Here is a 14,726-nt window from a genome sequence, read left to right as displayed (position 1 = left end):
AATTCGGTATTGATTCGATTCATTAGGACTTACGCAAAATTGCGCTGGCTAGAGCCTGCCCTCGAATGTCTTAGTCGGGGGTGGGAAGCCGAAGACAGTATGGTTGCTTGGACTGACCCTGCGACGGCAGGGGGCGAGGCGAACCAACAATGCCAGCGTCTGTTTTGCGTGAGCTCTATTCATATCAAAGCATAAAAAAGCCACCATGCAAAATACATGGTGGCTTTTTCTTTGATGTGTAAAGCTCGAAGCTCGAAATCAGCCTATTTTAAGCTAACCTTCTGGCTCAATTTCCCGCCCTTAATACTGTCATAGTTGACGACGATTTCACCGCCACTGCTTTCTACCAAGAAGTACAAAGTCGTATTGCCAAAGCCTTGCACGCCATTGACCATCAGGCGCTCAGGACGATGTTCTTGCAAGTCAATTTGATTGGTGTAAGGATTGCGGACGATACCGCTGGCGAGCACTTTGCCACCGTTCACCGTTGCCAGATCAACGCGATGTAGTTTGTTCGCAATCACGATATTGCTGACGCTAGGAATCGCACGTTCGTTGACCAAAGGCAGTTCAACTCGCCATAAATTGCGTGCTTCTTTTTTGACAGTGGGTTCCAAAAAGCGCAGTTTCGGTACGTGCATGGCATTGAGTAACACAAAGGCTGCATTGCGGTGGGTTTCTTCTTCCAGCATCCAGCCTTCTGGCATACGGCCCGTATTTTGACGCCAGCCACCGACCTCGACTTTGCCATACTGCGGATGATCGGCTTCTTTGAATGGAATGAATTGACGGCCAAACGTCAGCATGTCATTCCATTTCATTTGATCATAGCCTTTAGGTTCATTCGTTGGTGGACGAACAGGATCGCCAACTTTTGGTGCAGGATCGAAACGCACAATATTGGCATCGTCCATCACACGGCCAAATAGTTCAGGTACAAAGCCAAACGCTCCAACAATACCGTAGAAGTGATCGGTGGTACTGCCATAAGCAGTGTAGAGATCACGCCAAGTAATCATATAGCGATAGCCCGGCATCATTTTTTCACCTTCGCGCCCGAGGAAATCAAAGGTTCGATTGTCAGCGGCATTGACTGGGGTCTGCGTTGGTGAGCCAGGGCCGCGTAAAATCATGCGCCCTGAATTGTGGAAACTAATCACACTAGACACTTCTAAGTGATCAAGTGCCCAATTCGCAATGCTGCGGGTTTCTGGAATTTGCAATGGGTAATCAGTCGCGCCGTTTTGAATATAGCGTGGCGCCCAGTCATAACCCCAAGTGCGATTTGGATCGGCGTAGCCTATGCTGTCTTCGCCCATGATGCCATCACCATCTTGATCAACGCCTTCTTGACCGAGCAAGAGATAATCACCCAGTTCACCCGGTTCTAGCGGTAGCAAAACACGTGGATCTTTCGGGTCGAGTTTGCGATTGCCTAAACCCATTTGCACTTTCTTACGCATCGATGTGATAACGCCATCTTTGTTGACATCGCTAGGACCATCTTCATCGACTTTGCCATCACGATCGTCGTCAAACGGCCAAGGTGATGAACGTGGGTAACTGGCGGTTGATGGCTCGTCGAACCACTTCGCCCGGCTATCCGGACTGACGCTAGGCACAAAGTACAGAGTCGAGCGATCAACGGTTTCGGTGATTTTTTCTAGCTTGCCATAATTTTTCAGAATGTAGTCGATGGTGTAGAGCACCGTATCTGCTGCCTGCGCTTCGTTCGCGTGAATGGCACCGTCAACATAAGTCGCAGGTTTGTCGCCAGCCTTGCCAGTTTTCTCGTTGTTGATGGTCAGCATCCACATATCGGTACCAGCGGCGGTTTTGCCTATGCTCTTGAGCGTGACTAAATTCGGATAGGCCGCAGCATAGCCTTTCATGTAATCGACAATTTCTTTGTTGTGATGCACGCGATTGAAGTGGGGTTGTGGTGGTTTCACCGTATCAGCCACACTGATACTGCTGATACCACTCATGGCTAAGGCCAGACTCATCGCTGACAATTGAAATTGCATTTTGCTTGTTATTGTCGTTTTCATTTCAGTTTGCCTTTCCCAAAGTAATTGTCGTCATTGCCTGTCCCGCTTGTGAAGTCCATAAGCCGATATCGACCGTACTTCCTTTACTGCCTTTGACTAACCATTCTGCTTTGATGGTAGTCGCAGGTTCTAGGCGTTCAACGGTTGCTGCACGATTGAGCGTTAATGCCGTGACGCCTTGTCCCGGACGCATTTCCAAACGAACCGGGAGCTTATTGCGCATACGTGTTGCCAATCTTGTGTGGGTAGGAAGCTCACCTTGGATACCACCGACAGCACTAATTTTCCAAACATCATTACCTTGTGCTACCACTTTGGTTTCTAAAATTTCTAATTGGGCTAATTTACCGCTCCAGTCGAGAATTTGGCTGGTATGCACTTTTAATGCAGGTTCTAACACTTTTGCCGATGGTGCATATTCTGCATATGGAGCGATACCACCAACTTCAACTTCAGTGCCATCAGGAAGTTTTATTGCTTTCCACGCGATGATGGATTCTGGCGCATTGGTGCTCAGATAGTTGAGTAGATCTTTTTCACTATCGGCTTTGGTTGCTGTGCCTGCTGCTGAGGCAGGGCGAGCTGTAGGATTTGCACTTGCCGTTGCGCTGTCGGTAGTGGGCGCTTTGGGTGTTGGTGCTCCCCATACATCGAGTTCAATTGTCTGCACACCATAGTGGAAATACAACCAATTTGCCAGACTACCTTTGCCGGTTTGTTTTGCACTACGTTTGCTGTCTAAGCCCGCTTGGTCTAAGGATTTTTTATAGACGTCGCCCAAGCCTGCCAATGTTTTTAAATCATCTGCTTCAATTTTATTGGCTTCAGCCGCAGGTGTTGCACCTGGTGGCGTGATGCGTTCAAATCCAGTTGGTGCAGACAATAATTGATTGGCAGGGCCAAACACCACTGCCATCGCAATATTTTTGTGCGCTAAGACCGCATCCATAATGGATTTACTTTCTGAAGTGACGCCAGGCCATGGTCCGGCATTGGCATCAGCCACTGGAAAGCCGGCAGGGAAATTGCGATCAGGATGAATTCCGCCAACACCATCTTCGTTGTAGACGCCATCTTTGTCGTCGTCTTTGCCTTCGATGTAGACGCGATGTGTGCCGCGTTCACCTTTGCTGACATCGGCCTTGATCATGCGACGTGTGTCTTTGGGATCAATGATCATATCGCCAGCGGGATCTTTGATCCGCATTTGCGTGATGATGCCATTACCGTCAAGATCGTCAGCGCCGTCTTCAGCGATTAATCCGTCCAGATCACGATCAAGTTTGCCATCAATGCCTGCGCGTAGCTGACGTGGTGTCGCGAACAAAGCATTGTGTGCATCGGGATTAAGCGCTGGTGCAATGTAAATAGTGCGGTTTGCTAATAACTCCTCGATCTTCTTCTCTTTGGAGGTCGCTAGCGTTTCAATCAAATGCATCGCGGCTTCTGAGCCGGCGTGATGAAATCCAGCGATGTTCGCCCCGACAAATAAAGCAGGTCGTTTATTCGGATTGGTTTTTCCAGCCCCCGCAATCTGCACAAAATAGAGTGCGTCACCGCCAGCACTCTTGCCGATCACTTGTAATTTGACACGTTCTGGATGCTTTTGCGCGAATGCTTGAATTTGTTTTTCTATGGTTTCGAAATTACGATAATCTGGACTTGCCGCCATACTAGACAATGCAGCAAATCCCAGATTGAGTCCTATACTTAGTTGCAAAACTGTTTTTTTAAATGGTCTTACCATGTCACCCTCCATTGGAAATGTGCGCTTTGGACTATCTTCATTTGTGTTTAGTTCAACGTCAAGAAACGAAGAATGCTCTCGACACGCAGACTTTGTATCCTAAGAGCCTAAGCTTGTGGAACTTAATTAAGTCGTTTATGCTCTAAATATATTTAGACGAGGCTTTCGCAAAATAGCCACTAGCGTCGTTACCCTTGTTTCACCGTACATTTGTAGTGTGATCTGTTCGGTGCACTGGCTAGCGAATTTTGTGTAGATCCTATTTGATGCGCATTTGCTTCCCATTTTTGAATTCCTCATTGACGACACATATTTATGAAACTCACTACTTTATCTTTGGCGCTGACACTGGCATTTAGTGGTTTGGCACAAGCACAGACCTCAGCACAGACATCAGCCTCGTTGCCAGCATCCTCAGAACCGACGGCATTTACGATGAGTTCAGGAACGGAGCGTACCGCTGAACAGTTAGCGATGATTTTTGAAAAAGCTGATTTAAGTTTGAAACTAGATCCACAGACCCGCAGTGTGAGTGGGAATGCGGTATTAAATTTTAAGGCGAATGCAGTATTAAAACGCTTGGTGTTGGAACTAGACAAAAATCTCAAGATTGAGTCCGTGAGTATTAATGGTAAAGCATTGCATAGTGATGCCATCAGCAATCCAGACGGTCGCCTGTTTTTGAACCTGGATCAGGCGATGAATAAAGGTGAAATTGCAGAAGTGAATATCCGCTATCAAGGTGTTCCGCGTATTGCAAAACGCGCGCCTTGGGATGGCGGTTTTGTCTGGAGTCAAACGTCTACTGGTGCTCCTTGGATAGCTTCGGCGGTGCAAGGTGAGGGTTGTGATTTATTCTGGCCGTGTATTGATCATCCGATGGGGAAACCTCAATTGATGAGCTTGCACATTACGGTGCCTTCTCCGCTCGTTGTCGCGGGTAATGGTATCGCGCAAGGTATGGATGAGAAAGACGGCTGGCGCACCTATCACTGGCAAATCAAACACCCAAGTACCTACGGAATTGCGATGAACGTTGGTCCATACGAACTACTCGAAGATAATTATCAAAGTCGCTTTGGTAATCGCATCGCATTGAAGATGTGGCATTTGCCAGGTAACCAGGAAAAAGCAAAACACCTGATGTCTGAATTTGCGCCGATGTTAGATTTCTTCGAGAGCAAATTTGGTCCTTATCCATTCGGTGATGAAAAAATGGGCGTAGTCGAAACACCCCACCTTGGAATGGAGCATCAAACCATTAATGCTTACGGCAATGAGTATAAAAAATCGCCGCATGGATATGATTGGCTATTGCATCATGAGTTTGCACACGAATGGTTTGGTAATCAAATGACCAATCAAAATTGGGACGACTTTTGGTTGCATGAAGGTTTTGCATCCTATATGCAGCCTTTGTACTTGCAGTATTTGCGCGGCGAGCGTGATTACCAAGTTGGTATGCATGAGCAGCGTTTGCGAATCGTGAATAAATTTCCGATGGTGACCGGCCATTCTATGAGTGAAAAAGAAGTGGCAAATGGGCCTGGCAATGATGTGTATTTTAAAGGCTCACATATCTTACACACTTTGCGTGGGCAGATTGGCGATGAAGCATTTTTTAAAGCGGTTCGTTTGTTGATTTATGGCCGTAATGATCCTAAACCAGGCAATTTTTCTCCGCGTTACAGTACAACTAAAGAGTTTATTCAGATCGTGAACCAAGTGACCAAGAAAGAATGGAACTGGTTCTTTAAAGGCTACTTAATGCATGCTGCCTTGCCAGAATTACGCTCAACGCGCGAAGGAAATACCCTCAAGCTTGCATGGAAATTACCTGATGGTAGTGCGTTCCCGTTGCCGGTGGAAGTGAGTGTGAATAACAAAATTGTGCGTGTTGCGATGGAGAAGGGGCAAGGGCAAATTCAATTACCTGCGCATGCAACATTGACCATTGACCCGGCAGCGAAGTTGTTGAAACATGAACCGCAAATCGAAGCTTGGCTCGCCGATGTGCAGGCGAAAGCGCGTTTGGCAAGGGCAGTGAAGTAATCAGTAAATCAAGGGACTAGACGTCAATCAATGGATTAAAAAATGGGATGCGCAACGTGGTGTCAGATCATTGTTGCTCATCCGATTTTTTTCGGTAGCGGATGAATTGACTACTGTCGTCTCAAGTCTACCTCTTGTCGGATGCGAAAAGATGTTGGTGTTTATTTAAGATATACTTGCAGCTTTGATTTTTTACATTGATCGATGTCTTTAATCGATCATTTCAAAGCTAAAGGATGTCAATGATGAAATACCCTCACTTTTCGATAATTGCTGCTTCGCTTGTTGTTGGTTTGGCTTCTGCAGAGCATGTTCAAGCACAAAGCATACAAAAAGGTGCAATTGAAAAATGTAGCAAGAATCTGGGCACCTTAGCCGTAGTTGAACCACAGAGTCATATGTTGGCGTCACTTTCGACTTATAAGCTAGGCTCACCTTCCACGATGTTGCGAATGATCGCTGAAGAATCTGGTTGTTTTACGGTAGTAGAACGTGGCGTGGCGATGCAAAACATTCGGCAGGAACGTGAATTAGCGTCCGCCGGCCAGTTACAACAAGGTTCTAATGTCGGTGGCGGGCAATTGCAGGCTGCGGATTTCGTCATGACACCATCAGTTCAGTTTGCTAGCGACACCGGCGGCGTTGGTGGTGCGGTTGGCGGATTGTTGGGGCGTTTCGGTGGTGCGCTTGGTGCTTTGGGTGGACTCGCTGGCGGCGTAAAATTTAAAGAAGCAGAAACGACATTGTTGTTAGCCGACGTACGTTCCGGTATCCAAGTTGCCAGCGCAGAAGGTCAAGCAAGCAAGATGGATTTTAGTTTGGGCGGTTGGGGTTGGGGGGGATTTGGTTGGGCCAGTGCCGGTGGTTATAGCAAGACGCCTGAAGGGAAATTAATTGCAGCGAGCTTGCTCGATAATTACAACAAGATCGTACAAACTGTTCGAAATAAAGAGCAGTTGATACAGGCAACTTCACAAGCTTCTAAAAATAATGCAGCCAATTCAATACAGGCAACTGCACCTTCACAGGTAGCAGCGCAGCAGTATGCGCAACCAACACCAGTGACAGCGCCAGCGGCAAGCACCAGCAGCACTGCAGCGGCACCAGGATTGCCAGGTATGTATAGCGTCAAGTTTGCGGGCGATGACGAAGGCAGCGTCAATGTTATGATCAATAAAAATGGCAGCGTAACCGGCATGGGTAAATCGACTAAATATAATTTTAATTTTAATGTGTCTGGCACCGTAAGTCCCGACGGTGAAATGCAATTGTCTGGAAGTGGAAAAGCCGGTAATGCGAAGTTCTTGGGTAATGTTGATTTAAAAACCGGTACGGTTGTTGGAATGTGGCAGTGGGATGGAAATCAGGCAGGCCAAGGAACCTTTAATGGGCACAAGTTGTAGTTAATTTTTATCTATCTAGCTCGACATAATTGTTCGACATGATGGTTCAAAACGAGCAAACTCTAAAAAAACAGACGATCAATTCGTCTGTTTTTTTTGACTATTTTTTCGTGAAATTCAATATCGTCTCGTCAAATATAGAGCCATACTATTTTTATACATTTGTGTTGCAAATTAAACGTTTTCTTAATGATAAGTTGAGCGAAATAGCGCTTTGAGTGCTTGATCAGTTGAAAGGGATTGACACTAGCTTTTTCAACTTGGATACTGAATTTGTTTCCAGTGAGAATGTCTTACTGATACCAGTTTTGTATGGAAAGCGTTTGGCGTGAAGAACATCCACCTCAAGTTATTTTTACCACTTGCGATTGGCCTGCTGGTGCTTTTGCCAGCTTTGCTTATCACTTGGTTTGGATACCGCGCAGCTCAACAAACAGCCATTGATGCTGCCAATGCCGTGATGGTTCAAGCCAGTTTGCGTGCCAGTGATGCAGCCGATGCAGATTTGGCGGAACCTGCACGCTTGCTAAATTATTTTTCTAGTCACGACGGCAGCACAGCTGGGATGCCTGACCCTCGACATTTCACTAGCATGGATCGTTTTGAAGAAGTCGCTTGGGGCGCAATGCGGGGTAGTCGCTTGGTGAAGTTTTTGGGCTTTGCATCGCTGCGAGATGGCTATCGCGCGATTAACGTGTACGATGAAGAAGAATTGCCAGAAGTTTTGTTGCAAGAGAAAGAAGGTGATTTTCGTCAACGTTTCCGCAGTGCTTATCCATTAGATAGGAGCATGAAAATCGGACAAGAAACGCGCCCATATGTGGCTAGTTCTCGTCCTTGGTTTATTTCTGCATTAGCGGCAGCAGATAAGAACGGACAAGCGAGAGATGGGCGTGCCTGGACTGATGTGTACCGTTCATTTTCGCGCAATCAATTACAAGTCGCGCATTCGACCGTGGTTCGAAATGCCAAGCGTGAAATCATTGGAGTGCTGGCACTCGATGTATCGTTTAATTTATTGAGCACTTCATTACATAATCTTGAAATTAGTCCAAATGCGATTGCATTTATTGTCGATAATCGCGGTGATTTGGTAGCAACTTCGGTGGACACGATGTTACTGGGATCACCAGACGTACCACGGGTCGCTGCTTTAGAAGCAAATTCTTCTTTGATTCGAAATGCCATGCGATTTTTGCCCGAGCGCGTTAAATCGAGTGCTCGAATTGCATCGGATAAAGGCGCGAAAAATGGCAGTAATCCTTGTAAATTAGCCGGGATTTGCGAAAGCTATCAATTTGAATTGAACGGGCAGACACATTTGGCTCACGCGCTCGTGTTAAATCAAGGTGTGAGTGCGACCTCTGATGCGCTGGTACAGCATCAGCGCGAAGATCTGAATTTTCCAGATTGGCGCTTGGTGATTGCCGTGCCAGCTGATGATTTCAATTATGTGATTAAACAAAAGGGACAACGTACCCTCGCTTTAGCCATTGTATTGGCATTGATTGCTTCTGCATTTGGAATCTGGTTTGCGAGTCGTTTAAATAGCAGCATTGCTGCTATTGCCCGTGCAGCAGATAAGCTGGGACATGGCGGTTTGGAGTCTGAAGTCATTCGAACGAATTTCGTCGAATTTAAACAAATTAGCGACGAATTAGGAAACGCGGCGAGTGCTCTTCAACAATCTCGCAATGCCTTGCTGGCGCAAAATGCTGAGTTGGAAAAACGGGTTCATGAACGAACTAGTGATCTTGAGCACCAGACCGAACAAGCACTGCAAGCGGCACATGCCAAAGCCGCATTTTTAGCGACGATGAGTCATGAGATACGAACGCCAATGAATGGTGTCATTGGTATGACGGATTTATTATCGGGGACTTCGTTGACTCCAGCGCAGCGCGATTATGTCGACACCATACGTTCATCGGGCGATGCTTTATTGACGATCATTAACGATATTTTAGATTTTTCAAAAATTGAATCAGGAAAAATGACTTTGGAATGTGAACCCTTTTCTTTGCAGCAGATGATCGAGGATTGTATTGCTTTGTTAGCGAGTGCTGCAAATCAAAAGAAGATCGAGCTTCTCTATGAGTTTGATCCTGACGTACCGAAATTTATCTTAGGCGATGTGACACGTGTACGACAAATTGTTTTGAATCTGCTGAGTAATGCTGTGAAGTTTACCGAACGCGGGGAAGTGATTGTTCAAGTGAGCAAAGCAGGCAATGACGCATTTGATTCCGATTTGAACATGGAAAATCGCTGGGAAATTCATGTGCGAGATAGTGGGATCGGTATCCCTGCCGACCGCATTGATCATTTATTTTCTGCATTTACGCAAATTGATGCGGCAACGACACGAAAGTATGGTGGTACTGGACTCGGACTGGCAATCAGTCGCCGTTTAGCTGAGTTGATGGGCGGTGGGGTTCGTGTACATAGCGAAGAAAATAAGGGCAGCGTTTTTACCGCACAAATTCAGGCCACGCCGTATTTCGATGAAGCGACAGTGAATCCGAATACCAGTGATATGGCCGCGCGCGAACAATTAAAAGCGATGGCGGGAAAGAAGGTATTGCTGATTGATCAGAATGCAAATAGTGCGCGGATTATGCAGCAACGTTTGACGCAATTTGCAATGGATGTTGAGATCGTTCAGCAATCGGATCAATTGTTGGAAATCTTTAAAAGCACAGAAACCAAGTTCGACTTAGTGGTCATGAATGTGGATCAAAGTCTGCTGTCTATTTCTGAATTGACTGCGCAAATCAATCAATCAGAAGCCCTGTCGCAGCTGCCGATTCTGGCATTGATCACACCAACAGAACAGCATGAAAACTATCAGCGTGAAATTGAACAACTGGGGCACACTTATTTATTAAAGCCAGTTCGTGAATCACATTTAACCGAAGCGCTACTTCAGTTGCTTTTTGTCTCAAAGCAGGGTGAGCGACTGGCGCATGAGGCGGAATTGGAACGTCGGCAAGGCTTGCCAAATCTCGGGAATCGTTTTCCATTGCGTATGCTGATTGTGGATGATAATCCAACTAATCGGAAAGTGGCCGGAATGATGTTGGAGCGTTTAGGTTATCAAGCAAAGACCGCAAATGATGGACGTGATGCAGTTGATCAAATTCTGGCGGCAGACGCTAGCGGGCAAGGATTCGATGTGGTGTGGATGGATTTGCATATGCCCGTATTAGATGGTTTAGAAAGCACCAAAATCGTCCGCAATGCCAACATTCAACAGCCGCAGATTATCGCAGTGACAGCAGCCGCGATGCATGGTGACAAAGAAATTTGTCTGCAATCAGGAATGAATGATTATGTGAGTAAGCCCTTAGAAAGTGCAGAGTTGCAAACAGCGTTAGAGCGATTTTTGAGCTCACGTGGTTTTGAAATTCGGCGCAAGAGTGAGAGTGAATCGCCTCTTGTACAAGACGAAAATGTGCAACAGACCTACTTTGATCCCAATCGATTTATGGCATTTTGCGAGGGAAATCCAGCTTATCGAACGACCTTTGTCGGCCTGATTCAAAATATGGTTGTGAAGAGTCCCGAGCAGTTTGATACCGCCTTGCTGGCTTGGCAGGAACACAGGGTGGACGATGCCGCGCGCATATTTCACACCATGCGAGGTTCTATGGGCACCTTGGGGGCAACCGCGTTTGTCGAGTTGTCCAGGGAATTGGAGACCGCGATTAAATCAGCACAATCCGAAGAGACAGATCGTTTATTTGTTGAAATGGAGATGGTGTTGGAGTCAACCTTGGCACAAGCACAAGAGTGGTTAAATCAACAAGCAGAAACTTGATCATCTGGCTTAAAACGAGCGTGGTATCTGGCTTTTCGTTATAATCCATCCCTTTATTTTGTTCGCATGTTTGCCTACATGTCAGCGTTACCATGACCCTACGTATCAATGAAATTGAATTACTCTCGCCTGCAAAGACTGTGGAAATCGGTCGTGAAGCAATTTTGCATGGCGCAGATGCCGTCTATATTGGCGGCCCTTCATTCGGTGCGCGTCATAACGCCAGTAATGAAATTAGCGAAATCGCCAAATTAGTCGAGTTTGCACATCGCTATCATGCAAGAATTTTCGTCACCCTCAATACCATTTTGCACGACAGTGAATTAGAACCAGCGCAAAAATTGATTACACAGTTTTATGATGCTGGGGTCGATGCCTTGATCGTGCAAGATATGGGCGTGATGGAATTAGATATTCCACCGATTCAAATTCATGCGAGTACGCAATGTGATATTCGTACGCCAGCGAAAGCGCATTTTCTTGGCGCCTCTGGTTTTTCACAATTGGTGCTGGCACGTGAGCTGACCATAGAGCAAATTAAAGCCATCAAGGCGCAAACCAATACACCACTTGAATATTTTGTACACGGTGCTTTGTGCGTTGCTTATTCTGGTCAATGTTACATTTCACACGCCAAAGATGGTCGCAGTGCGAATCGCGGCGATTGTTCGCAAGCTTGTCGTCTGCCTTATACCTTGACGGATAATGAAGGACGTGTGGTGGCGTATGATAAGCATTTACTGTCGATGAAAGATAATGATCAAAGCGCCAATTTGGAAGCTTTGCTCGATGCGGGTATTCAATCCTTAAAGATTGAAGGTCGTTATAAAGATATGGGCTATGTAAAAAACATCACAGCCCATTATCGTTTATTACTTGACGAAATCTTGGAGCGTCGCCCGGAGTTTTATCGTGCCTCAAGCGGTCATACCCAAATTGCTTTTACACCGAATGTTGATAAGACTTTTCATCGTGGTCATACCGCTTATTTCGCCAATGGCCGCTTAGACAATATTGGTGCGTTTGATTCACCAAAATTTGTTGGCTTACATATTGGTTATGTCACACGTTTAGGTCCGGATTGGTTTGAGTTGGAAACCAATGAAGATCTCGCCAATGGTGACGGATTGAATTACATGCATAAACGTGAAGTGGTCGGCGTGCATGCGAATACCGTAGAAAAGAAACAGACAAATGAGAATGGCACGATCTGGCGCGTTCATCCAAATGAGAAGATGGCAGAATTTGCGAGTCTGAAAGTGGGTATGTCTGTGCACAGAAATCGCGATCAGCAATGGGAGATGGCGCTAACCAAAAAATCCTCAGATCGTAAAGTGGGTTTATGGATGAATGTGACGGATGATGCGCAGGGTTTAGTGTTAAGTTTAAGCGATGCGGATGGTGTTACAACCAGCACTTCAATCGCCGTTAAGTTGGAAGTTGCGCAACACGCCGATAAAGTAGAAGCAGGCTTGCGTGAAAATTTGGCAAAGCTGGGAAGTTCGATGTTTTATCTCGAACAGTTGAACGTCCAACTCAGCCATGCATGGTTCATCCCGGTATCGATTGCGAATGCATTGCGACGTGAGGCAGTCAGCGCGCATGAACAAGCACGTATTCGTATGTGGCAACGTCCTTTGCGTGAGGCAGCGCAAGAACCGCTGGTCGCTTATCCAGAGACGACACTCACTTATTTGGCGAATGTCTATAATCAGAAAGCCAGTCAGTTTTATAAAAAGCATGGCGTGCAGTTGATTGCGGCTGCCTATGAGGCGCATGAGGAAGCAGGTGAGGTGCCAGTGATGATCACCAAGCATTGCTTGCGCTTTTCATTCAACCTATGTCCTAAGCAGGCAAAAGGCGTCACGGGAGTGCAGGGTCAGGTGAAGGCAGAGCCTATGACTTTGATCAATGGCGATGAAAAAATCACCTTGCGTTTTGATTGTAAGCCATGTGAGATGCATGTGATGGGCACGATGAAACCACATATCTTGAAATCACCTCCGCCGTCAACTGTGTTGAGCCCGGTGGTGTTTCATAAAACCAGACCTGCAAAATAAGCATAAACAAAAAATGGTGTGAAGAAAATCTATTCTTCACACCATTTTTTTTGATACAACTCCTGCGTTGATGATTAGGATGCTGCTTTAACGATCATTCCCGCCGCGGTATCTTCAACTTCAAACCCTTCTGCTTTAATCGCATCACGCAAGCGATCTGATTCTGCCCATACCTTATTTTGACGCGCAACTTTGCGTAGCTCTAGCAGTTCCAAAATGTGTGCAGGAATTTCCGTTCTCTTTGGCTCCCATGCCGCTAAATTGAGTCCTAGCATCTGATCAAAATAATCTAGCGTGGCTTTTTTATCTGCATCGCTGATAGTCGATTTCAACATCTCCCACATGACCGCAATTGCTTTAGGCAGATTTAAATCTTGATTCACTTCCGTTTGAAAACGAGTCGCGTAATCTTGATGGATGTTGCCGCCAGCAGGGAAACTGTAATAAGTTTCGCGTAAGCGATTTAAACCAGTTTGCGATGCCTTTAATGAATCCCAACTAAAGTTGAGCTGACTGCGGTAGTGTGCCGACAGGCAGAGCCAACGGTAAGCGAGCGGATCAATATTCTCATCAATTAAAGTTTGTAAGCGCAGAAAGTCACCACTGGATTTCGACATCTTGCCAGCATCGATTTGCAGAAAATAGCCATGCATCCAGAAGTTAGCAAGACGGGTTCCATGGCAAGCCTGATTTTGCGCGATCTCGTTACTGTGATGAATCGCAATGTGGTCTTCGCCACCGCAATGAATATCAAACCACGGCTCTAAGTATTTGGCCGACATCGCTGAACATTCGATGTGCCAACCAGGGAATCCACGACCCCAAGGACTATCCCATTCCATTTGGCGGGTGCTATCTTCAGGACTAAATTTCCAGAGTGCGAAATCGGTTGGATTTTTCTTCTCACCGATTTCAACACGTTTTCCTGCTTCTAAACCTTCGCGATTTAAGCGCGCCAGATAACCGTAATTGTCTTGCTTTGAGGTGTCGAAGTAAATGCCATCTGAGGTGCGATAGGTGTAGCCTTTTTCCTCAATGATGCTGATGAAGTCGATTTGTTCAACAATGTGATCGGTTGCTTTACACCAGATCTTTGGTTCAAGAATATTCAAGCGTTGGATATCTTCTTTAAATGCGACCGTATATTTCTCGGCAATTTCCCACGCTGTTTGGCCTGTGCGTCGTGAACCTTTTTCCATTTTATCTTCGCCGTCATCACCGTCGGACACCAAGTGACCAACATCGGTGATGTTGACGACGTGACGAACCTTGTAGCCATTTAGCTCAAGCGCGCGTCGTAATACATCTTCAAACAAATAGGTGCGTAAATTACCAATGTGCGCGTAGTCATACACTGTTGGACCGCAACAATACAGACCTACCCAATCTTGATGAATCGGAGTGAAAGGGCGTAGGGAACGTTCCCAGTTGTCGTATAGATGCATGTCCATTTGGTAATTGATTTATTCGTTGATGTAAAAATGAAGTCAGTCGACTGAACAAGGGAATTTGTTCAAGCGAAAAGCGATGTGATAAAAATTTTCATCGACCACCCCACTATTATCCCTTAATTCCCGCGCTTCTCGCAGTAAA

The 14,726-nt window shown here is 46.1% G+C and carries 7 protein-coding genes; 4 read left to right on the top strand and 3 right to left on the bottom strand.

All coding sequences use genetic code 11. The annotated features are described in order from the left end of the window. Positions 1 to 263: 263 nt before the first annotated feature. Together H8K33_RS06450 and H8K33_RS06445 are read right to left on the bottom strand one after the other, a co-directional pair. Complete coding sequence (locus H8K33_RS06450; protein WP_186890163.1) at positions 264 to 2,051, bottom strand: M14 family metallopeptidase; 1,788 nt, start codon at positions 2,049 to 2,051, stop codon at positions 264 to 266. Between the two features lies 1 nt (position 2,052). Then, on the bottom strand, positions 2,053 to 3,798 hold the full coding sequence (locus H8K33_RS06445; protein WP_186890162.1) for a M14 family metallopeptidase: 1,746 nt from the start codon (positions 3,796 to 3,798) through the stop codon (positions 2,053 to 2,055). Between the two features lie 315 nt (positions 3,799 to 4,113). Here H8K33_RS06445 and H8K33_RS06440 point away from each other — a divergent pair, with 315 nt between their 5' ends. The 4 genes from H8K33_RS06440 to H8K33_RS06425 all read left to right on the top strand — a co-directional run bounded on the left by H8K33_RS06440 (position 4,114) and on the right by H8K33_RS06425 (position 13,133). Then, positions 4,114 to 5,850 (top strand): M1 family metallopeptidase, encoded by a 1,737-nt coding sequence (locus H8K33_RS06440; RefSeq protein ID WP_186890161.1) that lies wholly within the window; start codon positions 4,114 to 4,116, stop codon positions 5,848 to 5,850. Between the two features lie 245 nt (positions 5,851 to 6,095). Further along, on the top strand, positions 6,096 to 7,253 hold the full coding sequence (locus H8K33_RS06435; RefSeq protein WP_222613316.1) for a CsgG/HfaB family protein: 1,158 nt from the start codon (positions 6,096 to 6,098) through the stop codon (positions 7,251 to 7,253). 328 nt (positions 7,254 to 7,581) lie between these two features. Continuing rightward, the gene (locus tag H8K33_RS06430) at positions 7,582 to 11,073 is read left to right on the top strand and encodes a response regulator (protein ID WP_186890160.1); all 3,492 of its coding nucleotides are present in this window, start codon (positions 7,582 to 7,584) and stop codon (positions 11,071 to 11,073) included. A gap of 92 nt (positions 11,074 to 11,165) precedes the next feature. Beyond that, positions 11,166 to 13,133, top strand: a complete 1,968-nt coding sequence (locus H8K33_RS06425; protein WP_186890159.1) for a peptidase U32 family protein — start codon at positions 11,166 to 11,168, stop codon at positions 13,131 to 13,133. A 74-nt stretch (positions 13,134 to 13,207) separates the two neighbouring features. On the opposite strand, the gene cysS is transcribed toward H8K33_RS06425, so the two are convergent. After that, positions 13,208 to 14,584, bottom strand: coding sequence for a cysteine--tRNA ligase (cysS, locus tag H8K33_RS06420; RefSeq protein ID WP_186890158.1), 1,377 nt, complete (start codon positions 14,582 to 14,584; stop codon positions 13,208 to 13,210). Between the last annotated feature and the right edge of the window lie 142 nt (positions 14,585 to 14,726).

The sequence above is a fragment of the Affinundibacterium amnicola genome (assembly GCF_014284275.1).
Classification (GTDB): Bacteria; Pseudomonadota; Gammaproteobacteria; order Burkholderiales; family Burkholderiaceae_D; genus Undibacterium; species Undibacterium amnicola.
The sequence above is the reverse complement of the archived record's forward strand: the minus strand, read 5'-3'. Positions and strand labels throughout refer to the sequence as shown.